Origin of the sequence: Streptococcus sp. 210928-DFI.4.42 (assembly GCF_020554365.1) — a bacterium.
Taxonomy (GTDB): domain Bacteria; phylum Bacillota; class Bacilli; order Lactobacillales; family Streptococcaceae; genus Streptococcus; species Streptococcus parasanguinis_S.
Genome location: NZ_JAJCHF010000007.1, coordinates 48,888 through 71,942, shown reverse-complemented (window position 1 = coordinate 71,942; position 23,055 = coordinate 48,888). Strand labels below are relative to the sequence as shown.

Here is a 23,055-nt window from a genome sequence, read left to right as displayed (position 1 = left end):
AACGCCTCTTTTCAGAGGTCGTTTGATTAAGATTCAAATGCATCCATGCCACCTTGGACGTTGGTCACATCATAGCCCTCTTCTGCCAAAAATTGGCAGGCGCGAGCCGAGCGTCGACCTGACTTGCAGATGACATAATAGGCTTGCTCCTTGTCTAGTTCTGCGTACTGTTCTGCTATCACTGATAAGGGAAGCAAGGTCACTCCATCCAGATGGAGGGCATCATATTCCTCCTGCTCACGGACGTCGAGGACTTGGATTTCTCCCGCCTGGTACTTTGCTAAAAAGTCATTAAATGGTATTTCTTTCATGATTTCTCCTATAGGGTAGTTTATGGAAGGGTTAGAATTTCATAGTTAAAGCCAATTGATTCTAAAAAGCGAAATAGATCTTGGGTTTTGATAAAGATTGTCTTTTCATTGGTGTTCGGATGGAAGGTCATGATCTCTTCTGACAGAATGTCCTGATCGAAATAGACGAGAATATCTTTTTCTTCATTGTTTAACAGGCCAAATGGGGATACTGTCCCAGCTGGTAATTGCATTTTTTCTGCCAGAGATTCAGTTGAAGCCATACGGATCCGATTGGCTCCTACTTGGTCTTTGAAATCCTCCATATCCAAGCGTTTCTGGTCATCCATGATGAGCAGATAGTACTGGGTTTTCTTTTTGTTGGTCAAAAACATGGACTTTGTCCGGACCCCTTCTAGACCTTCAATATAGGAATCGGCCTGCTCAGTCGTGAAGGCGGGTGGGTGTTCGACCACATCGTAGGTGATTCCCAACTCTTGCAACTTTTTAGCCACTTGTTGATAAGCTTCCATAGTCTTTCTCCTTTATCGATGAAGAATCTTTTGCACCAATGTTTGCAATTCTGGGACCACTTCTGCCTCAAACCAAGGATTTTTAGCCATCCAGATTTGATTGCGAGGAGAAGGGTGAACGAGTGGAAAATAGGTTGGCAAATAGTCTTTAAAATGGTGGACCCGTTCGGTTACCTTGCCGCTAACCTTCTCATGAAGGTAGTAGGCTTGGGCATATTGTCCAATCAAGAGGGTCAACTCAATATCCGGACACTCCTTGAGGAGTTGAGGGTGCCACTTTTCCGCAAAGCCTTTGCGAGGGGGAAGGTCACCAGATTTTCCATGCCCTGGGAAATAAAAGTCCATGGGAATAACAGCAAACAAACCAGAGTTGTAAAAGGTGTCTTCGTCAACTCCTAACCATTCGCGCAGGCGGTCACCACTCTTATCCTTCCAGTAAATCCCAGCTTCCTCCGTCTTCATTCCTGGAGCCTGTCCAATAATATTGATACGAGCAGTTTTTGGAGCTGCAAAGAGTGGCTCAATCCCTCTATCCGTATAAGCTTTATTTTGAGGGTCTGCCATAATGGCTAGTTTAATAGTTTCAATCCTTGACATAAGTCCTCCTTCTATGGAAAAACTCAGCCAGAAAAACTGGCCGAGTAGTGGATTATTTGATTAATTCGTAGATGGCTTCCGCGTAAATAGCTGCTGCACGATAGAGATCTTCAACATCTGCGAATTCATTAGCTTGGTGCATGGTATTGACATAATCTGGGAACATAGCTCCAAAGGCAACACCACGTTTCAAGAGGCGACCAAAGGTACCACCACCGATCACTTGTTCGTGTCCTTTGAGACCAGTTTGTTTTTCATAAACACGCAAGAGAGTGGATACCAATTCATCATCCATCGGAACATAGTGAGGTGTGTGACCATGGGCTGACAAGCTCACTGTAGCCACTCCTTCGATCTTTTCAAGGATGGCTTTGATGGTTTCAGGATCTGTACCTTGAGGGTAACGGATATTGAGGGCAATAGTGTTGTCTGCTTGGCTTTCATCAAAATGGAAGACACCTGCATTCATGCTCAATGGTCCCATTTTGGCATCTGTATGGGCAATTCCTAATTTTTCACCTGCAAAATCTTCGTGAAGAAGTGAAGCTGTCACATGAAGGTAAGCCTTAGCAGCACCACCAAAATCAAATTGGTTCAACAAGAGAGCCAAGTAGGTTGCACCATTGATCCCATCTTCAGGAGTTGATCCATGAGCAGATTTCCCGACAATCGTAACGGTATAGGTTTTTTCGTCAACAGTTGAGATTTCATACTTGAGCTGGTGTTCCTTGGCAAAGGCATCTAAGAGGCCAGCAAGATCTGGTAGTTGTCCAGAAACGACTGCAGTCGCTGACTCTGGTACCATGTTTTCACGAAGGCCGCCTGTAAAGCTATGAAGATGGGCACTTCCTGTGTTGTCATTTCCAAAATGAAGGTACTCAGTGATGTTTCCTTTTTCCCCATTGATGATTGGGAATTCCGCATCTGGTGAGAAGCCAAAATCTGGCTCAGGAAGTCCGACGTGTTTGAAATAGTAATCCATGTCGCCCCAGCCTGATTCTTCATCCGTACCGACAACAAAGCGCACGCGCTTAGAAACAGGGAGTCCTAGGTCTTTAATGATCTTCAAACCATAGTAGCAGGCCATTGTAGGCCCTTTATCATCAGACGAACCACGCGCATAGAGCTTACCATCGATAATTTCTGGTTTGTAGGGATCCGTCTTCCAACCACTACCTGCAGGCACGACGTCCATATGAGCAAAGATCCCAAGCTCTTCTTCTCCTTCACCAAAGGTAAAGTGACCGGCATAATTATCGACATTCTTGGTTTCATAGCCATCACGTTTGGCAATTTCCAAGAATTTTTCAAGAGCTTTTACAGGACCAGGTCCAAAAGGATGCTCTGCATCTGCCTTGCTGTCATCGCGTTCAGAATTGATTTCCAAGAGGCTGTATAAGTCAGCCATCATCTCATCGCGACGTTTTTCTACTTCTGCTTTAAAGTCAACTGTTGTCATGAATTCCTCCTCGATCTTCTATTTGCTAATTGGCTTAGCGTTTATCAATGATTTCGTCTACTGGTAAGCGATAGCTTGGCTCTACTTTTTCAGCCGCATAGCCAACCGTAATCAAGACTTCCGGACGGAAACGCTCTTCGATATCCAAGACTTCATTGATTTTCGATTTATCAAATCCCAAGATAATATTGGTTCCAATGCCTTGGTCTGTCAAAGCAAGTACCAAGTTCATGGCCACAAGACCAGCATTCAAAGCCAAGTAATCACTTGTTTGTTGGGCATCATAGCGCGCAAATTCAGCAGGAAGATTTTGCATAAAGTATTGCAACTGTTCGTCTGTGAAGTTTTTCACCCCACCGACACGCGCAATCTTGCGAGCCCGTTTTTGCAAATCAGTATCTGTAAAGAGGGCGATGGTCACAGGTGCTTCCATGACTTGATCGTAGTTTGCACCATAGGCTAATTTTGCCAATTCAGCATTTTTTTGACGAACGACCACAAATTTCCAAGGCTGGCTATTGTGGGCACTAGGGGCCAAGGTTGCGATCTCAATAGCAGTCCGTACATCCTTTGGATCGACCGGTTGGTCAGTGAAATGCTTGATCGCATGGCGTTTTTTATTGAGCTCTAGAAATTTCATAAGCTTCTTCCTTTTCTATTTCTGTTACCTCTATTTTAACACAAAATGAAAGAGCTTGCAGGGTTTTACAGCCTAAGATTGTGAAAAAAGAAGCAGACATTTTGAAGATCCGCTTCTTTGTTATAGGTTGAATACATAAGAGACCCATCTATGATTCATTAGAAAGATTGAAATAGGCAGCTACTTCTTTGGCATAACCGTATTTCTCAATTAAGCTAGTTAGAAGCTCGATGTTATGGCCCCGATAGTTATCCTCGCGTCTCAATTCTTCGTACATCTCAATAAAGGGGAGGCCCTTGTCCTTGGCATCTTGGAGCTCTGCTTCATAGTCATAGGCCACCTTACGAAATTGCAGGTTGGTCACCCCATCTGCTTCGACATCGATTAGCGCATACTGAGCTCTGTGGTTTTGAATTGGTTCCCAGTCAAAATAAGGCATGCCAATAGTCCCCGGATTGAGGATCTGCTGACCCTGGCTGCCATAGCGAAGCAACTGCTTGTGGACATGACCGTAGATCGCCAGATCCGTCTGGTCATCCAGCAATTGGTCAAAGTTCTCCGTCGCATTAGCTGGACGCAAATCCCCACCATAATTCTTTTCTGGCAAATTGTGGGTCAGTGAAAAGCGAATGCCATTGACCTCCTTCTTCTCTACCAATGGAAGGGATCGAAGCCAATCAATTCGCTTAGGATCCAGTCCTTCCATAAGGTACTGAGTGAGGCGAAGGAGTTGGATCTCCTGCGGATCCTCAAGTCCGTACTCGCCATCCAAGGCTTCTAAGAGACAATCGTCCCAATTTCCCCGAACAGCCGCTGTGATCGGAATCGCATCCAGCAACTCAAAAAGGTCATCTCTTCCAGGCCCAGGAAGCAAAATGTCCCCTAAAAGCCAGTATTCTGTCGCGCCTTGAGCACGCGCATCCCCAATCACTGCCTCCAGGGCTGTCGTATCTCCGTGGATATCAGATAAAATAGCGATTCGATGGTTCATTTTAAACTCCTTATGATTGGTATGATTCAGAATCCTCCGCAACTTCCATCAAGGGACTTGCTTCTTCTTGCTTTCCTTGATGGAGCTTGGCTTGCACTGCCTCCGCGACTGCTCGTGGGATGCCAACCGTGACAATCTCATCTACAGTAGCTTCTTTGATCTTGGTCAGCGACTTGAAGTGCTTCATCAGCAATTGCTTGCGTTTTGGTCCCAAGCCTTCGATCCCATCCAGCTGGGAGGAGAAGGAATTCTTAGACCGAAGCTGGCGGTGGAAGGTGATGGCGAAACGGTGGACCTCATCCTGGATCCGTTGGAGGAGGAAAAATTCCTGTGAGGTGCGCGAAAGTTCAATAATTTGGAGAGGATCGCCAAAGAGCAATTCATGGGTCTGGTGCTTGTCATTCTTTTGTAGGCCTGCAATGGGAATATCCAGCCCTAACTCTTCTTGGATCACCTGTTTAGCGATATTAACCTGGCCCTGACCACCATCGATAACGATCAGATCAGGTGGCGTCAGGCCATCCCGCATAACCCGGCTGTAGCGTCTGCGAATGACCTCCCGCATGCTGGCATAGTCATCTGGTCCGACGACGGTCTTGATCTTGTACTTGCGGTAGTCCTTTTTGCTTGGCTTCCCATTGACAAAGACCACCATGGCTGAAACTGGACTGGTCCCCATGATGTTGGAGTTGTCAAAGGACTCAATGCGCACAGGAGTTGGAATTTGCAGGAGTTTTCCAAGATTTTCAATGGCACCTTGGGTCTTTTCCATGGATTTTTCAAGAAGATTGAACTTCTGCTCCAGACTGACACGCGCATTCTTGATGGCCAGATTGACCAACTGCTTCTTCTCCCCACGCTGGGGCTTGAGGACCTTGGTATCCACTAGGGCCTTGACCGCTTCCTCATCGATATCTTGAGGGATCAGGATTTCATTGGGGATCAGGTGAGATTTCTCCTGGTAAAACTGCCCCACATAGGTCAAGAAATCCTCGTCCGGATCATTGTAGTAGGGAAAGAGGTTGACGTCACGCTCGATCAGCTTGCCCTGACGGACAAAGAAGACCTGCACACACATCCAGCCCTTGTCCACGTAGTAGCCAAAGACATCCCGGTTCTGCAAATCCTTAGCCATGACCCGCTGTTTGGTCCGCAGGGTCCCGATGGCCTGGATCAGATCGCGGTACTCGGCTGCCCGCTCAAATTCCATGTTTTGCGCAGCAGTATTCATCTTGAGCTTGAGCTCATCGATAATCTTATCATCCTGCCCCTTGAGGAAATCAGAAACCTCCTGGGCCATGCCCTTGAAATAGGACTCGTCCTTGTGGCATACTGTGTGGGCCATACATTGCCCTAAATGGTAGTAAAAGCAGACCTTGGAAGGCGGATTGGTACACTTGCGGAATGGGAAAATCCGATCCAAAAGCCTCTTGATCTCATTGGCCGCTCCCACATCTGGATAGGGACCAAAATAGAGACCACCATCCTTTTTGACCTGGCGCGTGATGATGAGGCGCGGATAACGCTCATTGGTAATCTTGATGAAGGGATAGGACTTGTCGTCCTTGAGCATGATATTGTACTTGGGCTTGTTCTCCTTGATCAGGTTGATCTCAAGAAGCAAGGCCTCAATATTGGACTCGGTGACGATAAATTCAAAATCCACAATCTCAGATACCAGCGCTTCCGTCTTAGTATCATGGCTCCCTCTGAAATAGGACCTCACCCGATTGCGAAGATTTTTGGCCTTACCCACATAGATGATGGTTCCGTTCTTGTCTTTGTGAATGTAACAGCCCGGGCTCGTCGGCAAGAGCTCGAGCTTGGATTTAATCAAGTTATTCATACTCTCTATTATAGCAAAAAAGAGAGGGGTTAGCCTCTCTCTAGTATGTTTGTATTATTGTTATCCACCTTCACCAAGTAAAAAATAATTATTAAATAGTATATCAGACCCTCATCCTCACTCCTTCATCTTCACTTGCCCTTTTTCATAGCAAAAAGAGGGATCTTAAAGGATCCCCCTTTACTAGCAATCGATAAACTTTATCCTTTGAGATTAGCCATCTGGAAGATCGGAATCACATAAGGAACAATAGACATCAGGATAGTAAATAACACGAAGAACCAGAACCAGAAGGACGCGAGGGCACGCTGGAAAACTCCCGGTTGAGGTTTATTGACTTGAATATAAGCCTTGATAGCTGGCCATTTAGTCGCAAGAACCACTATCATGACAATGGAACCAATGGCTAAAACACCGATTTGGAGCCAATTCGCTAGTCCCTCGTCCACATGATAGGCCACATAATGCAAGCCTTGGGAAATCACAAAATTATTGAAAATGTGATAGAAAATAGCCCACCAGATATTGTATTCAAAGGCAATGTAGCCGAATCCTAGGCCAATAATACTTGCGAAAAAGAGCTGGTCAAAGTTGGCATGGAAGAGACCAAACAAGATAGCCGTCATGACAATGGCGAAGATCTTGCCATACCGTTCCAGGCCACGCAAGCCTGCCCCACGGAAGAAGAATTCCTCTGTGATAGGACCAAAAAAGCCAGCATACAAGAGCATGGTCCATGATCGCTCAATCGTATCACCTAGATCGGGTGTTGGAGAATGAAGGCCAATGGTCTCAAACATGCGCTCAATCACTTGTGTCATCACAGATGAAAAGACTTGAGAAAAGCCAAGAAAGGCGAGAAGGATAAAGAAGACTGAAAGAGTCATCTTACGTCCCTTGTGCTTAAGATCATATTTATAGAGGGCCTTCTTACGATAGGCATTAAAGAGAAAGAGTCCAATGGAAATAGAGATAAGGTAGGGAATACCAGCCCAAACATTCAGGGCATTGAGTTTCTCCGTTACTTGACTCGGATCTTTTCTGAGAGAGCCTGCTATGGTCAATCCAAGGAGGACTTCCCACAGGACTGTTACTAAGGTCATTACCAAGAGATAAATAGCAAGTGTCCCGGAATACCTTCCTATATCTTTTTTAGGGTCTAATAATCGGTTGTATTGGTTCATTTCTTCCTCCTAGAAAATAGATAAAAACTCGCACACATTCCTTCGTATAAGACAAAGAAAATCAAAAAGGCATGCATAAAGTAGTCTTCTGGTAATGCAAGAATAATCGAATCCACGCGCGGATCAAAGAGCCAAGTATTGTCCCCAGCAAATAAGACCTGATGAAAGAGCGTAAAGAATTGATCAAAGCCAATCATAACAGCCACCACTGCAAGCACTACTGGTAAAACCATCATCCAAAAGAAGAGACTACGGTACAAGGCCAAGTAGCCTTTTTTGACAACTGTCCGCATAAACTGGATAAAACCAGGGAGTGTCACCACGAAAACGACTGTCACTAAGTGAAATAGGTACTTGACGGCCTCAAAATGGTGCAGTCCATTTTTTGAAGAGGGGAATTGAGGCATCTTCAACACCCATTGAAACGGATTGGTCAAATAGTTCATCAAAACATTAAAATTCTTCATGATGACAGATGCCGAAAAACCAGTCCGACTTTGAATCCCCAACCAATGAATCTCCATGGGATAGAGGGCCCAAGCGAGAGCAATGGTGAGAAGGATTGCAGCTGACAAGATAAAGAAAAATAGGTTAATTGATTTCAAACTTTTAAGCATCAAAATCCCACTCCGCTAGACTGGCAACAACATGTGTCGGTGCAATTGGTAAGGTTGGCACTTCTTCTGGTTTGGTAAAACCTGTCGTTACCAAAAGGGTTGGAATCCCATTGTCAATACCCGCACGAATATCTGTTAAATAATTGTCCCCAACCATAACCACTTCTTCTCTTGCAAGCCCCAGGTGTTCAATGGCCTTATCCATAATGATGGCCTTTGGTTTGCCAATGATCACAGGCTCGACCCGTGTCGCTGCTTCAACAAGGGCAATCAGAGATCCTGCACCCGGCAACAAGCCACGCTCAGTTGGGATATTGAGGTCAGGGTTGGTCCCGATAAAGTGAGCTCCCTTTTGAATCGCCAAGGTCGCAATAGCAAACTTCTCATAATCCACTTGCCAATCCAGTCCAATCACCACATAATCAGGTGCTTCTTCATCGATGATATAGCCAGCTTCTTCAATAGCATCTTTGAGCCCTGCTTCTCCGATCACATAGACTTTTTTGCCCAAGTTTTGGTCATTCATGTAGTCAATGGTCGCAAGGGTAGCTGTATAGATAGTCGAAACTGGGGTTTCAATATTGAAATGAGTGGCCAGCATATCCCGAACAGTCTCTGGTGTGCGGGTTGTGTTATTGGTGACAAAGAGATAGGGAATCTCACGCGCCTGCAATTCATGAACAAAGGCTTCCCCTTCAGGAATCCGTGATTTTCCTTTGTAAATGGTGCCATCCAAATCAATTAAATAGCCCTTGTAGTGCATTTATTCTTCCCTTTCTGTTTCCGCTTTTTCATGCAACTTCTCTGTATCGACTCGTCCACCAGACCCATACAAGAGCAAGGCTCCAGCATAGAGGACAAATTGTAAAATCAACCCTGTAAAATTGATTCCTTGACTTCCTGATTGGGTAAACAAGAAGGAAGCCACCATGAGGATCACAATGGTCAATAAGAGACCAATGACCGTCGCTTGGTCAACACTGATTTGATAAACCGTGCGTTTGGTGCTCCGGTTCCGGCCGTCTGACTTGGTTTCTGGTTGCAAATTCTCCACAAAATCAGTCACCAAGGTCGCAGCAAGGCTGACTGTTGTGCTAAAGAGCACGCCTTGAGACAAACGATGATAGAAATTAGACCAGAAAGAGCCTGATTGGCTGGTAATGCCGACCGAAAAGATCACGACAGGTAAGAGAAAGGCCAAGGTGAAATGGATCCAGACCCGATACCAACGTACATCTTCTTTCAAGAAACGGCTAAAACTCTCTAAATTCAAACGGTAGCGGAAAAATTTGTAAATTTCTTCCACCAGGATGATGCCCAAAGCACAAAGAGTCAAGAGCCAATCTCCCAACATGTACAAAGGGTTCTTTTGACGCTTTGCATAAGCCACAACCCGTTTTTGGTAGCCTGCTAGCTCTTGTTTTTTATTTTTTAATCTTCTACTTTCCATAAGTCCAACCCTTTTCTTCTACTTCTTCCCACTCAATTTCAGCTTGGGCATTGATATGTCCATCTGAGGAAATTTGGTGCTGGGTTTTCAAGCCCTCTTGTTCATATTGAGAGGTAATGACGCCTCCTGCCAGCACTTCTTTGACATATTTTAGATGAACTTTTTTAGGGACATGTTGGGTCAAGAAGTCCGCTCCCATCACCTCAAAAACCCAGTCCAAGTACTTGCTATTGTTGACATGTCCGTTCATATCCAAGTCGTAAAACCGAACCCGGTATTCTTGTTCCACGCCGCCTTCTAATTCTTTGAAACGGGGACCACGGAGCATGGTTTTTGAAAACTCTGAGTCAAAGGCATCCGTGATTTCGCTCATGACAGGATGGACCTTGCGTGTATCACGATCCATCAAGACAAAAGTCGCCACCATCTCAATGATGATATTTCCCGCTTCGTCCTTGATATTAAAGGCCCGGTAGCAGAACAGGCGATTGTGACTCTTGGCATAGGTTTCGATGGTGATCTTCTCATCAAAAACTGGGAGACGATCGATCTTCATATTGTAATCCGTGATAATCCAGACTAGATTGTAATTCTCTAAAATGTACATATCACTCATGCCCAGCTCAATCGATTGCATGCCTGATACCTGTAAAGACAGCAAGATCAATTGCGGAATTTTTATAAATCCATTGACATTGCTCATATCAAAAGGAATTTTCATGCTGTATTCAAATGTTTTTGCCATCTTCTACTCCAAAATAAACTTCTCTGCTACAGTGTCTCCTAAAAAGAGACCTTTCTTGGTCATGCGAACAATGTCCTTGTCAGGCACCAAGAGTCCCTGCTGGGTCAATTCCTCAACCACTGGTCCATATTGTTGGTCAAAATTCACACCAAACTTTTCTTCGAAACGCCTCTTGGAAACGCCTGTTTTCTTACGCAGTCCCAGAAACATCTCTTCTTCCATCATTTCAGTCTGACTCAGATGTTCTTCTTGGACACGCGCATTTCCCTTTTCAACCGCCTGCATAAAGTGACGGATAGGGCCATGATTCTTGTAGCGAACACCGTTGACATAGCCGGATGCACCAGCTCCTAAGCCATAATACTCTGCATTATCCCAATACATGAGGTTGTGGCGACTTTCAAAACCAGGCTTGGAGAAATTTGAAATTTCGTAATGCTCAAAGCCCGCTCGCTCCAACTCCTGAATGATGTATTCAAACATCTCCGCTTCTAACTCCTCCTTTGGTAGAGGAAGCTTGCCCCGTCTCATACGGTTCATAAAGACTGTGTGGTTCTCAAGAATCAAGCTATAGAGGCTCATATGAGGAATGTCGAGGGCAAGAGCCTTAGCGACATTTTCCTGGACCTGCTCCATAGTTTGCGTCGGAAGGGCATAGATGAGGTCGATCGAAATATTGTCAAAACCAGCCAGCTTCAGACGATCGATATTGTCATAGATATCCTGCTCCTGATGGCTCCGACCAATCTTTTTGAGCAAGCGATTATCAAAGGTCTGTACACCCAAAGAAACCCGATTGACCGGTGAATCCTTCAAAACAGCAATCTTATCCGGATCCAAATCACCAGGATTGGCCTCGATAGTCAACTCTTCCATCTGAGAAAGATCAAGTGACTTGGTCAGCTCCTTGAGCAGATACTCTAGCTGATCCGCAGTTAAGGCTGTCGGTGTCCCACCCCCAATATAGAGAGTCCGTAAATTTGTGATTTCTTCCCGACGAAATTCTTGGATCAAATGATCCAAATAAGCATCGACCGGTTGGTTCTTAATAAAAACCTTCGAAAAATCACAATAAAAACAAATCTGGGTACAAAATGGGATGTGGACATAAGCGGACGTTGGTTTTGTATGCATACCTTTAATTATACCATAAAATCTCCCCGAGTCCGAAAAGAAAAGGGAATAAGAAGCAAGGAATTCCTTGACAATAACGAATAAAAGGAATAGAATAAATCTAATCATATTCGGAGGTAAGGAGATATGAACAACTAAGTTTCGTTAAATAAAATACTTTATTTAGTGGACTGCTTGTTCTATCTCTTTTTGTGTACCCTCTCGCCTATTCTCCAACCATTTGTTGGCTAAATAAGGTCTTTTTCTGTTTGGGTCCACTTGAATACAGCTCTACTAAATAAGTAGAGCTGTTTTTTGTCCCAGTAGAAAGGAATCTTATGCTAAAACTATCCCACCTCATTATCCGACATACAAAAGATTTACGCGATCTGGTTCGAGATCTTTCCCTGACCATTCATGAAGGAGAAAAAGTTGCCATTATTGGCGAAGAAGGGAATGGAAAATCTTCCTTACTTCAGGTCCTCATGTCCCCAAAATCTCTACCAGATTATCTGACCATAGAAGGAGAAATCACCACTTCCTTTCACTCCTATGCCTATATTCCCCAAACTTTACCGGAAGCTTTGAAGGGAAAAACCTTGGAAGAATATTTTTTTGGAGAGGACGAGCTAGACTATACCACCCTCTACAGACTGGCAGATCAATTGCATTTTAATAGCGAGCGCTTTGCAAGCGATCAAGCTATCGGAAGTCTATCTGGAGGAGAAGCCCTCAAAGTCCAACTGCTTCACGAACTTTGTTGTCCTCATGAATTGCTATTTTTAGATGAACCTTCAAATGATCTGGATATAGAGACTCTGGACTGGCTCCAGCAGATGATCCAAACGAGCCCCCAAACCATCATATTTATTTCCCATCATGAAGATTTTTTAACTCAGACGGCGGATACCATCATTCACCTCAGACTGATTAAACACCGCAAGGAGGCTGAAACGATCGTGGAGCACCTAGGCTATCAAGACTACAGTAGCCAGAGGGAGCAACAATTCAAGCAACAGACTCAGAAAGCGGCCAACGATCAACGAGCCTACCAAAAAACAATGGAGAAGCACCGTCGCGTCCGTCAGCAAGTCCAAACTTCCTTACGAAACACCAAGGATAGCACTGCTGGACGTCTCCTGGCAAAGAAAATGAAGTCCCTCCTCTCACAAGAAAAGCGCTACGAGCGAGAATTCCAATCCATGACTTCCCAACCCTATGATGAGGAAATCATCCATCTGCATTTCCCTTCCCTCACTCCCTTGTCTCCTCAAAAACGTGTCCTTCTCTTAGATCAGGAAGAGCTCACAATTGGTGATCGTGTCCTAGTCAAGAACCTCTCCCTCACACTTCAAGGGCAGGATAAGATAGGGATTATCGGTTCCAACGGTGTTGGGAAATCCACTCTCCTAAAAATGATATGGGAAATCTTACGGAAGAATGAGAGTATCCGCACTGCCTATATGCCTCAAGATTACACTGAAGGCCTCCCTCTGACTCAGACACCCGTTCAATTCTTACAGCATACAGGCGATCGCGAAGAAATCAACACCATTCAATTGCATTTAGCCTCCCTCAACTTTACCTATTCTGAAATGCACCATCCGATCTCTGAACTTTCTGGTGGCCAGCAAGGAAAACTCTTTCTCCTACAACTAGTCCTCACAAGTCCCCAGTTTCTGCTCTTGGACGAGCCTACTCGCAATTTTTCCCCCACTTCCCAACCAGAAATTCGTCGCCTATTCGCAGACTACCCAGGTGGACTGGTTACAGTCTCCCACGATCGGACCTTCCTCAAAGAAGTCTGCCAAAAAATCTATCGTCTGACTGAACATGGCTTCGTAGAGATAGAGTCGCTCTAACGTAAAAAAGATTGGCCAAAAAACCAATCTTTTACATTGAAAATAAAGTCCTCTTAGAAACTTTCCTTAGGTGAGAACGGACGTCAGCGAACTTCTTCGAAGTTCCATGACTTAGTTTTGAACCTAAGGTTTCAAAACTCCCGAGTGCCTGAAACCATTAAGTTTCAGGCACTTTTCTCACAGCGAAAAGTTTCAATAGAGGATTGGATAACTCTGAATTTGTTAGATTTGTATAAAAGAACAGTTCGTCAACGTTCTCCAAACTTGGTTTTGACCAATTATTTTATCTAATTTCGCCCTGCCTCTTGTCCCATTTCTTGGGTGCGTTTGTAGGCAGCTTCCACACCTGCAATAATGTCGCCCCGTAGGCCGACTTGTTCTAAGCAATTGACTCCTGCGATAGTTGAGCCACCTGGGCTACAAACTGCATCCTTCAAGCTTCCAGGATGTTGTCCCGTCTCTAAGACCATACTGGCGGCCCCTTTGAAAGTCTGAGCCGCCATCTGAAGAGACTGATTACGTGGTAATCCCAAAGCTACTCCTGCATCCGCCATGGCTTCGATCATCTGATAGACAAAAGCTGGACCACAGCCTGCAACAGCAGTTGCAGGATCCATCAAATTTTCTTCGATTTCATAGAGAGCTCCTGCTCCTGCTAAGAGCTGTTTGACTTGGGCTACTTGCTGGTCTGTTACTGCTTGGGAGCGGGCCAAACTGATGACACCTTGACCAATGGCTACTGGTGTATTAGGCATGATGCGGATGAGACCCACCCGCTCATTTTTAACTACACTTGACATTTGCTCCAGTTCCAGACCTGCTGCCATAGAAACCAACAGGAGATTGGATCGTTGGCCCAAAATGACCTGGTACTCTTCAAGTAAAGGGCTGAGTTGATAGGGTTTGACACCTAAGAAGATGACCTCCGCCTCTTGAAAGACTTGTTCAAGATTAGACGCCGTTCCCCCATACTGGCTGATAAACTCTTCCACCTTTTGAGGGGAACGGTTGACCAAGAGCAGGTCTGTGTTAGCCACTTCTTTTGCGACCGCTTTGGCCAGACTAGCTCCCATATTTCCAAGACCGATAAATGCTACTTTCATGACTTACCTCACTTGACCATTTCCACTGACGATATACTTGTAACTAGTCATCTCCCGCAGTCCCATTGGTCCACGCGCATGGAGTTTTTGGGTCGAGATCCCCATTTCACAACCTAGGCCAAATTGACCCCCGTCTGTAAAGCGTGTAGATGCATTGACATAAACGGCTGCTGAATCTACTTGCTTGGTAAAATAAGCGGCTGTCTCAGGATTTTCAGTCACAATGGCATCTGAATGATGGGTGCTATGAGCTTCAATGTGGTCCACCGCTTTCTCAACTCCATCAACGACCTTGACTGCTAAAATATAATCTAAAAATTCGGTATCAAAATCCTGCTCCTGCGCCGCTGTTCCCGAAATGATTGCCTGTGCTTGCTCATCTAGGCGCAACTCAACGGATCTTTCCCGTGCATCCACTAAACGCTCTTTGACCAAAGGCAAGAAGTCAGACGCGATCGCTCGATCCACCAACAAGACCTCCATAGCATTGCAGACAGACGGCCGACTGGTCTTAGCATTTTCAATAATGGCGAGGGCTTTCTGGAAATCAGCCTCCTTGTCCACATAGACATGAACAATTCCAGTTCCTGTCTCGATCACGGGGACAATGGCATTTTCAACCACTGCTTGGATCAAGCCAGCACCACCTCGTGGAATAAGCAAGTCCAGGTAGCCCTTGGCCTTCATCATAGCAAGGCTGGAAGCTCGACTCGTATCTTGGATCAATTGGAGAAGGGCTGGATTGAGTCCGGATTCTTCCAATCCACCCTTGAGTGCGGTCACGATCGCTTGGGCAGAATGAAAAGCATCCTTTCCAGTACGAAGAACCACTGCATTTCCACTCTTGATAGCAAGCGCTGCAGCGTCTGACGTTACATTTGGACGGCTTTCATAAATGATCCCAATGACGCCCATAGCGACTCGAATCTTCTGGATTTTAAGGCCATTTTCCAAAACTTCAGTATCCAGCACTTCCCCAATCGGATCTGGCAGATCGATTAAAGCACGGATACCTTGTGCCATCCCTACAATCCGCTCTTTATCAAGAAATAGGCGATCTAGCATGACTTCAGAGATCTTCCCGCGTGCCGCTTCCATATCGATTTGATTGGCTGCTAAAATGGCTTCCGTCGCTTTCAGAAGCTGGCTGGCCATAGCTTCTAAGGCCTGATTTTTAAGAGCAGTACTGGCCGTATTGATGCTTTTCTTAGCCGATCTCGCTAAGACTAATTGTTCTTGTGTTGTTTCCATACATTTTCCTTTAGAATTCTGTAAAGAGTAAGTCAATCTCAGGAGTTACCGAGATCCAATCATCCCGGTGGATGAGGATTCCCTTGGCTTTTTTAGATTGGAGCATATCGCGCACAGCTGACTGGCCGAGACGAACTTTCCCTTTCCCTAGTAATTGTCCTGACTCTTGATGATAGACACTGACGATGTCTTGATAAGAAAAATCCCCTTCTGCCTTGGTCACACCAGAAATCAATAAACTCTTTCCGTATTGCAACAAGGCCTCAGCCGCTCCAGCATCCACCCAAAGAGCTCCTTTACTTTCTGCATAAAAGGCTAGCCATTGCTTCTGGGTTTTTAACCCCTTGTCCTCTGCTAGGAAGTAACTGCCATCTGATTGCTCTTGCGCCGCTTCGATCAATGCATCAGGCTTGAGAGATGAGCAAATATAGACAGGAACCCCAGACTCGGTCGCCAGGGTCGCTGCCTTGAGTTTGGTCAGCATTCCGCCAGTTCCGTTGCTACTGCCAGCACCACCCGCCATCTCGATCATCTCGCGAGAAATGTGTTCGATTCGATCCAAGCGCTTAGCTGTTGGATCCTGAGAAGGATTGGCTGTATAGAGACCATCTACATCTGTTAAAAGCACCAAAAGATCAGCTTGAACCATAGCTGCAACTTGCGCACTCAAGGTATCATTGTCTCCTACTTTTAACTCGGCAATCGAGACCGTATCGTTTTCATTGATAATCGGGATGGCCCCACGATTGAGCAAGACAGAAAGGGCCTGGTGGGCATTCTTATAGCGGCGTTGATCCGCAAAGTCATCCTGGGTCAACAAAATCTGCGCAGAAACAATGTTGCGCAAGAGCAGGTTAGCTGTGTATTCTTCCATCAGTAAGCCTTGCCCAACTGCCGCAGAAGCTTGCTTGTCTGCCACCTTGGTCGGCCGTTTCTTAAAACCAAGGGCACCAAATCCAGCAGCAACTGCCCCTGATGAGACCAAGATCAACTCATGACCTGATTCATGTAAGAGAGCCAACTGCTGGGTAATGATCTTGACCTTCTGTCTAGAGAGACTCCCATCGGGATTGGTCAAAGACGAGGTCCCAACTTTAAAGACGATTCGTTTTGCTTTCATCGCTATGATTCTTTCTAATACTATTTATTTCGTATCTAATGAAAGTGACTGAATCTCCATTCAGCCATCTTCATTATCCTTTTCGAAGGTCTTCCAGCGTTTTCTCAAAGATCGCTGGCACTTCTGCTGTAAATTCCAAGGTCTCGCCTGTACGAGGGTGGGTAAAACCTAGTGTCCGTGCATGCAGAAACTGTCCTTGTCCCTTAAGGGTCTTCTTAGGACCATAAGCAGGATCTCCAGCCACGGGATGGCCAATATAGGCCATGTGCACCCGAATTTGGTGGGTCCGACCAGTCTCCAGTTGCAACTCTACCAAGGTGTAATTCCCAAAGCGTTCCAAAACTTGAAAACGGGTCACTGCAGGTTTTCCTTTTGCCGTCACCGCCTGTTTTTTCCGGTCCTTTTCACTGCGACCAATTGGTGCTTCAATCATCCCACGATCGTTGGGAAGGTTGCCATGAACAATGGCCCAATACTTCCGTAGAGATTTTTTGTCTTTTAGTTCCTCTGCTAAAGCGACGTGGGCTTGGTCATTTTTTGCGACCATCAAGAGGCCTGACGTGTCTTTATCGATCCGATGAACGATCCCTGGACGCAATTCTCCATTGATCCCTGAAAGATCCTTGACATGGTATAACAGCGCATTGACCAAGGTTCCACTGGTATGACCCGCACTAGGGTGAACAACCATGCCTTGAGGTTTATTAACCACCACAACATCCTGGTCTTCATAAACGATGTCTAAGGGCAGATCTTCTGCTTCATAGCTGACCTCTTCCACTTCTGGTACTTCATACTGGATGACGTCTCCTTCTTTGACCGTGTACTTGGCTTTTTTCACAGTCCCATTGACCAGAACTTTTCCTTCTTTGATCTGCTCATTAGCCACAGCTCGTGACAAGGGGGTCAAATCCGCCAAAGCTTTATCCAGTCGCGCACCGGCTACTTCGATTTTAATTTCCATGCGTTTCCTCTTTCAACATCAGGATCAGGAGCAAGAAAACTCCAACTGTCAAATAGCTATCTGCTACATTAAAAATGGCAAAATTCATAAAGTCCAGGTGGAACATATCGACTACAAATCCCTGACGCAGGCGATCGATAAAATTCCCCAAGCCACCTGCAATAACCAAGGTCAAGCCTGTCACCATCCAAAGCGAACCTTTGAGGTGCTTATAAAGATAGTAAAAGGCCCCTACCATCACGACTAGAGTGATGAGTGTAAAGAACCATTGCTGATTTTCAAGAAGCGAAAAAGCTGCACCTGTGTTTTGAAGATAAGTCAGACTGACCACATGGGGAATAAAAGACTTGACGACACCCAGTGGAATGTTCTTCACCACATACCATTTGACCAGCTGATCCAGTAGGACCAAAAGGACAATCGCTACCGGGACCATTGTTTTTCTCTTCATTTCTTACCTCTTTTGATCAAAATATTCTACCATGACCTCGACAAACTTCTCTGCTACAGGAGAGAGATCCATCTCTTCACGTTTGACATAGACCATTTTATTGTCCAAGTTGTCTTCTAAAGGAATCACGGTAATGCCATTCACAGACTGGCTATCTAAAAAGCCTGATCCCGTCGCATAAGCATCTGTCCGCTCCAAGATCCCATTCAAAGTAGCCCGATCGGTCACATTGAACATTTGTGAGCTCGAGCTGGTATCGACAAAGTTCTCTGAATAATAGAGGTACTCATCTTTTTCTTGGGTAAAACGAACAGTTGGCAACTGAGCTAGATCTTCCATAACCAGTTTTTTCTTCTTAGCCAAAGGATGTCCTTTGCGAAGGTAAATATGAGTCTGAAAAGGAATCAAATCCACCACTTCAAGCCCCAATTTATCGACCCGTTGCATAATTCCCTTGGTATTTTGACGGTTGAGATAAATAATCCCCAACTCACTATGCCCTTGAGCCACTTCGTCCAAAATTTGGACCGTTGTTGATTCAAAGATGCGGAAGTTTTTATTTTCCGGATAGCGGATCGAGAATTCCGTCATCAAAGGTGGCAAGAAGTCATAGTGTTGACTAGAAATAGAGAATTCTTTCTTCTCTTCTTCAGGACTGGCGTATTGATTTTGAAAAATATCAAACCCTTTGACCACGTCCTGCGCTTTTTCATAAAATTCCATTCCCCGACGGGTCAAAAAAGTCCCAGAACTGGTCCGACGAAAAATCTTAAACCCCAGTTCCTTTTCCAGATCTCTGACGGAAATGGACAAGCTAGGCTGACTCACATACATTTTTTCAGCAGCCTCACGAAAAGTACCACTATTGGCAATCGCCACTACATATCGTAATTGTTGTATATTCATTCTATTTTCCTTATTACAGTATCGATCTATTATACCATAAATTAGGGGCTGAAAGAAGAGATCCGTTTAAGAGACCTTCATCAAGTGAAAATAAAAAAGAGAGTGGGACAGAAATCGGTAATTCATTAGAATTCGATTTCGTCGTCCCACCTCCGCACAGTTGAGTAGGGTTGTAAAAGCTGATGAAATCAGCGCAATAGAGCCCACTCAACAACTGCGTCTTGCTCGACAATCCAAAAATAATTGAGAGGCTAGAACTTTTGTCCCAGCCTCTTTTACTTATTCAATCACTTGACTTTCTGCCACTTTCTTGTACCAATGAGCCGATTTCTTCGGATAGCGCTCTTGGGTTTCAAAGTCTACATAGAAGAGACCATAGCGTTTTTCGTAACCATTAGACCAAGAGAAGACGTCCATGAGAGACCAGATGAAGTAACCTTTGACGTTTGCACCATCGGCAATCGCATCAGACAAGACTTCCAAGTGTTGTTTCACATAATCAATCCGTCCATCGTCATAAACCGTATTGTCCACAAACTCATCTTTGTAGCCCAGTCCGTTTTCAGTGATGTAGATCTTCTTGTAGTTTGGATAATCTTTCTTGACACGCATTATTTGATCATACAAACCTTGAGGGTAGATGATCCAGTCCCAGTCTGTACGAGGGACATAGTCAGGAGCTACACGACGTCCAACACCTTTGATTTGGTACTTAGAGCTTCCTTTTTCCCCTTTACCGTTGTGGATGATTTCAGTTTCACCATCAAATGCTTCCATCCAATCACTCATGTAGTAGTTAATTCCAAGGAAGTCGTTCAAATCTTTTGCTGCTTCAAGCGCTGCAAAGTCTTCGTCACGAAGATCCAAGCTACCACCATTGACAGATAAGATGTGATTGACCCCTTCCATGGTTGCATCTGAATAGTGTCCAAGGTAAGTAGCATCCAAGATAAATTTGTTGTGGATGATATCTTCCAATTCAGCCGCCCGAACGTCTGCTGGATTTTCTGGATCCAATGGATACTTAGTTGGAAGTGCGTGAACAACCCCGATTTCACCTTTATAACCTTTGTCTTTGTACAATTTCACAGCACGTGCATGAGAAACCATCATATTGTGGTGAGATTGGAAGACTTTGGCAAGGTCATATTGAATACCTGGTGGGAATTTACCAACCAAGTATTGACCATCACCGATTGGGCCAATTTCATTGAAGGTTGTCCAGTAGTTGACTTCTGGGAATTCTTCAAAACAGAAAGCAGCATAATCTACAAAGTGTTCGATATTTTCACGATTCAAGAAGTCTCCATTTGAGTGAAGAGCTTCAGGAGTATCAAAGTGGTGAAGAGTTACGAATGGTTCTACATGACGTTTATGGCATTCTGCAAATAACTTATGATAGAATTCTACCCCTTTTGGATTGACTTCACCATAGCCAGTTGGGAAAATACGTGACCAAGCAATAGAAATACGAATTCCGTTTACGCCATATTCTTCCGCCAACTGTAAGTCTACTGGATATTTATGGTAGAAATCACTCGCTGGTTCAGCAGTATACCAATAGTTGTCTGCTAAGTATTTGTCCCATGCAACTGGTCCTTTACCATCTGTATGAGTTGCACCTTCAGCCTGATATGCCGCTGTTGCCCCACCGAAAATAAAATCTTTAGGTAATGTTTTTGACATAAGTTTCCCCTTCTCAATCATAAAATAAAAATAAAGCAAGATGGAGAGGAGTTAGTGAGCCATCCATCTCCATCTCACTTCTTGTACCAAGCCACCGAATTGTGACATGAGGAGGTAAAAACGATATATTTTTACCGACGAATTAACAAGTCGATTAGGAAAATCGCCATAGCGATTTCCGTTACGATAGGAGACTGTTTCACAGTCCCTATCGTTAATCGAATTGAGCTTGAACGAATGCAAGAGCGCCTTTACCATCACGAGTCAACTTGATGTATTGAGCTCCTTCAGTCTTAGCCAATTTGATTCCAAGTTTATCTGTTTCAGCCTTCATATCTTCATAGTTTGAAGCAACCTGAGGCGCCAAGATAACAAGGTCAAATTCTGGCAACATTTCACGGTGGGCTCCATAGCCACCTGCTGCAGCTTTAACTGGAACTTTATACTCTTCTGCGGCTTTATTCAAAGCATTGGCAAGAAGACCACTTGTTCCTCCACCAGCACAAAGAACGAGGACGTTTGTTTCTTCAGTAATTGTATTTTGTGCTGAATCTACTCCAGCTTTTTCAAGAATAGCATCTGCTTTTGCAGTGTTAAAGTTTGCAGCTACCTTTTCTTTTAATTCATCATTAGTTTTACCTGAACGTTCTTCTTCAAGAATTTGTTCATCATAAACCTTGAGGAATGGATAGTAGATAACAATATCTACTACAATTAACAATGCTGCAAGAGCGAATGATAAGAACTGGAAGTTTGTACCAAGAACAATACCAAGAGGTCCTGGTGTAGTCCATGGAAGGTTGGCAGTAAATGAGTTCATGCCAAGTGTTTCAATAAAGAACTTAAAGATCCATACGTTTGCAATTGGTGCAAAGATGAATGGGATAAAGAAGATTGGGTTCAAAACAAGTGGTGCACCAAACAAGATTGGTTCGTTTACACCAAAGAATGTAGGAACTACTGAAGCGCGTCCAATAGCACGATTTCGTTTCGATTTACATAACCACATAAACATGAACGGAACAACAAGAGTTGCACCAGTACCACCCATAGTGACGATGAACATTTGTGTACCAGATGTAAGGATCTTATCAGCGTGCATACCTTGTTGAAGGAGGTTCAAGTTGACTTCGGCATTTGCATAAGTGATCGCTGCAATCGCAGGCTCAACGATAGATGGGCCGTGAATACCAATAAACCAGAAGAATGCAAAAGCACCGAAAATGATCGTAATTCCAACATAACCATCTGCTGCTGAGAAGAGAGGAGCAAGAAGCGTACCGATAGATTCAGCTACTGTTACACCGAGACCGCCCTTAACAATCAATTCAAGTCCATAAAGGAGAACCACTGATACAGTGAATGGAATCAAGTCTTTAAATACTTGAGAGATATTTGGTGGAACTTCGTCTGGCATGCGAATCGTCACATTGTTTTTCACGCAGACCTTGTAAACATTAACGGTAACAAAGGCTGCAATAAAGGCTGTTAGCAACCCTTTAGTCCCCATGAATGCTGTTAAGAATCCGCCATCTTTAGCAGGTTCAGCAGCCATGAGCAAGAAGCCAACCATAGAAGCCAACATTGTAGAAATGAAGTTGATTTGGTTGGTTGCTGGGAGGTCACGGTTCATTGAATCAGTCAAAGCCTTAGCCGTTGTCCCACCAACGAAGAAGGCCAAGATGCCCATAGAATAGCTATATGGAGTCATCAAGAAAGTTTCAATATCTTTAGACCAATGGAATCCCCAAGCGTTTGGTACATACGCAATTAGGATGAAAATAGATGAGAAAAGGATAACAGGCATCCCTGCAATAAAGCCATCCCGAATCGCTCGCAAATATTTGTTTCGAGAAATTTTTTCAAAGAATGGTTTCCCTTTTTCAATCAGTTCAATCAGTTTATTCATTATTTCGCTCCTCTTTTATATAGTTCAATCAGATGGTGAATCACGTCTTTTAATAGGATCGTTGTCATGAGATGGTCTTGACCATGCATCATGGTAATGCTATAGGGGATTTCTTCTCCTGCTGCTTCATGCGCTAGCATGGTCGTTTGAGATTTGTGAGCCTCAGCGATACAAGACCCTGCTTCTTCTACTAAGGATTCTGCTTTAGCAAAATCACCATTTTCAGCAGCTTTTAAGGCTTCCACTAATTTTGATCGAGCGTCACCGGCATAAGCGACAATTTCAAAGCCAAGTAATTGGACTTCTTCTTTATTCATGTTGGTTCCTCCTTATGATAC

At 44.5% G+C, this 23,055-nt stretch carries 23 protein-coding genes; 1 reads left to right on the top strand and 22 read right to left on the bottom strand.

Annotated elements, in window-relative coordinates; genetic code table 11:
- Positions 1-26: 26 nt before the first annotated feature.
- From LIZ08_RS04220 to hemW, 13 genes are all read right to left on the bottom strand, one after another.
- Complete coding sequence (locus tag LIZ08_RS04220; RefSeq protein ID WP_031573680.1) at positions 27-311, bottom strand: rhodanese-like domain-containing protein; 285 nt, start codon at positions 309-311, stop codon at positions 27-29.
- Between the two features lie 20 nt (positions 312-331).
- Entirely contained in the window at positions 332-823 is a 492-nt protein-coding gene (locus LIZ08_RS04215; RefSeq protein WP_031573676.1) for a prolyl-tRNA synthetase associated domain-containing protein, read from the bottom strand.
- Between the two features lie 12 nt (positions 824-835).
- Positions 836-1,420 (bottom strand): uracil-DNA glycosylase family protein, encoded by a 585-nt coding sequence (locus LIZ08_RS04210; RefSeq protein WP_227038334.1) that lies wholly within the window; start codon positions 1,418-1,420, stop codon positions 836-838.
- A gap of 52 nt (positions 1,421-1,472) precedes the next feature.
- A complete protein-coding gene (gene pepV, locus LIZ08_RS04205; RefSeq protein WP_227038333.1) occupies positions 1,473-2,879 on the bottom strand; it encodes a dipeptidase PepV in 1,407 nt (468 codons plus the stop codon).
- 34 nt (positions 2,880-2,913) lie between these two features.
- Positions 2,914-3,519, bottom strand: coding sequence for a nitroreductase family protein (locus LIZ08_RS04200; RefSeq protein ID WP_003001591.1), 606 nt, complete (start codon positions 3,517-3,519; stop codon positions 2,914-2,916).
- 148 nt (positions 3,520-3,667) lie between these two features.
- Entirely contained in the window at positions 3,668-4,510 is an 843-nt protein-coding gene (locus LIZ08_RS04195) for a metallophosphoesterase family protein (protein WP_045759546.1), read from the bottom strand.
- Between the two features lie 10 nt (positions 4,511-4,520).
- Entirely contained in the window at positions 4,521-6,356 is a 1,836-nt protein-coding gene (uvrC, locus tag LIZ08_RS04190) for an excinuclease ABC subunit UvrC (protein ID WP_031573664.1), read from the bottom strand.
- Between the two features lie 200 nt (positions 6,357-6,556).
- Positions 6,557-7,540 carry a CPBP family intramembrane glutamic endopeptidase gene (locus LIZ08_RS04185; protein ID WP_031573660.1) on the bottom strand — a complete coding sequence of 328 codons (984 nt, stop codon included), beginning with the start codon at positions 7,538-7,540 and terminating at the stop codon, positions 6,557-6,559.
- A complete protein-coding gene (locus tag LIZ08_RS04180) occupies positions 7,537-8,157 on the bottom strand; it encodes a TIGR01906 family membrane protein (protein ID WP_031573659.1) in 621 nt (206 codons plus the stop codon). Before LIZ08_RS04180 ends, LIZ08_RS04185 begins: the two co-directional genes overlap by 4 nt.
- Complete coding sequence (locus LIZ08_RS04175; protein ID WP_227038332.1) at positions 8,150-8,920, bottom strand: TIGR01457 family HAD-type hydrolase; 771 nt, start codon at positions 8,918-8,920, stop codon at positions 8,150-8,152. The genes LIZ08_RS04180 and LIZ08_RS04175 overlap by 8 nt, the downstream gene beginning before the upstream one ends.
- On the bottom strand, positions 8,921-9,607 hold the full coding sequence (locus LIZ08_RS04170) for a hypothetical protein (RefSeq protein WP_031573654.1): 687 nt from the start codon (positions 9,605-9,607) through the stop codon (positions 8,921-8,923). It lies immediately after the preceding gene.
- Positions 9,597-10,352, bottom strand: a complete 756-nt coding sequence (locus LIZ08_RS04165; RefSeq protein ID WP_227038331.1) for an acyl-ACP thioesterase domain-containing protein — start codon at positions 10,350-10,352, stop codon at positions 9,597-9,599. Before LIZ08_RS04165 ends, LIZ08_RS04170 begins: the two co-directional genes overlap by 11 nt.
- A gap of 3 nt (positions 10,353-10,355) precedes the next feature.
- Positions 10,356-11,486, bottom strand: coding sequence for a radical SAM family heme chaperone HemW (gene hemW / locus LIZ08_RS04160; protein WP_031573648.1), 1,131 nt, complete (start codon positions 11,484-11,486; stop codon positions 10,356-10,358).
- Between the two features lie 317 nt (positions 11,487-11,803).
- Between hemW and LIZ08_RS04155 the strand changes: the two genes are divergently transcribed.
- Positions 11,804-13,327 (top strand): ATP-binding cassette domain-containing protein, encoded by a 1,524-nt coding sequence (locus LIZ08_RS04155; protein WP_227038330.1) that lies wholly within the window; start codon positions 11,804-11,806, stop codon positions 13,325-13,327.
- Positions 13,328-13,614: 287 nt separating this feature from the next.
- Here LIZ08_RS04155 and proC read toward each other — a convergent pair whose 3' ends face one another.
- The 9 genes from proC to LIZ08_RS04110 all read right to left on the bottom strand — a co-directional run bounded on the left by proC (position 13,615) and on the right by LIZ08_RS04110 (position 23,034).
- Positions 13,615-14,430 carry a pyrroline-5-carboxylate reductase gene (gene proC / locus LIZ08_RS04150; RefSeq protein WP_070449085.1) on the bottom strand — a complete coding sequence of 272 codons (816 nt, stop codon included), beginning with the start codon at positions 14,428-14,430 and terminating at the stop codon, positions 13,615-13,617.
- 3 nt (positions 14,431-14,433) lie between these two features.
- On the bottom strand, positions 14,434-15,681 hold the full coding sequence (locus LIZ08_RS04145; RefSeq protein ID WP_070449087.1) for a glutamate-5-semialdehyde dehydrogenase: 1,248 nt from the start codon (positions 15,679-15,681) through the stop codon (positions 14,434-14,436).
- A gap of 10 nt (positions 15,682-15,691) precedes the next feature.
- Positions 15,692-16,801 carry a glutamate 5-kinase gene (proB, locus tag LIZ08_RS04140; RefSeq protein WP_227038329.1) on the bottom strand — a complete coding sequence of 370 codons (1,110 nt, stop codon included), beginning with the start codon at positions 16,799-16,801 and terminating at the stop codon, positions 15,692-15,694.
- A gap of 73 nt (positions 16,802-16,874) precedes the next feature.
- Entirely contained in the window at positions 16,875-17,765 is an 891-nt protein-coding gene (locus tag LIZ08_RS04135) for an RluA family pseudouridine synthase (protein WP_118095288.1), read from the bottom strand.
- Entirely contained in the window at positions 17,755-18,216 is a 462-nt protein-coding gene (gene lspA / locus LIZ08_RS04130; RefSeq protein ID WP_003001852.1) for a signal peptidase II, read from the bottom strand. Before lspA ends, LIZ08_RS04135 begins: the two co-directional genes overlap by 11 nt.
- Positions 18,217-18,219: 3 nt before the next feature.
- Positions 18,220-19,122 carry a LysR family transcriptional regulator gene (locus LIZ08_RS04125; RefSeq protein ID WP_003001728.1) on the bottom strand — a complete coding sequence of 301 codons (903 nt, stop codon included), beginning with the start codon at positions 19,120-19,122 and terminating at the stop codon, positions 18,220-18,222.
- A gap of 279 nt (positions 19,123-19,401) precedes the next feature.
- Positions 19,402-20,808 carry a 6-phospho-beta-galactosidase gene (gene lacG, locus LIZ08_RS04120; RefSeq protein ID WP_319637117.1) on the bottom strand — a complete coding sequence of 469 codons (1,407 nt, stop codon included), beginning with the start codon at positions 20,806-20,808 and terminating at the stop codon, positions 19,402-19,404.
- Positions 20,809-21,022: 214 nt separating this feature from the next.
- Positions 21,023-22,717 carry a lactose-specific PTS transporter subunit EIIC gene (locus LIZ08_RS04115; protein WP_227038327.1) on the bottom strand — a complete coding sequence of 565 codons (1,695 nt, stop codon included), beginning with the start codon at positions 22,715-22,717 and terminating at the stop codon, positions 21,023-21,025.
- A complete protein-coding gene (locus LIZ08_RS04110; protein ID WP_003007713.1) occupies positions 22,717-23,034 on the bottom strand; it encodes a PTS lactose/cellobiose transporter subunit IIA in 318 nt (105 codons plus the stop codon). Before LIZ08_RS04110 ends, LIZ08_RS04115 begins: the two co-directional genes overlap by 1 nt.
- Positions 23,035-23,055: the final 21 nt, after the last annotated feature.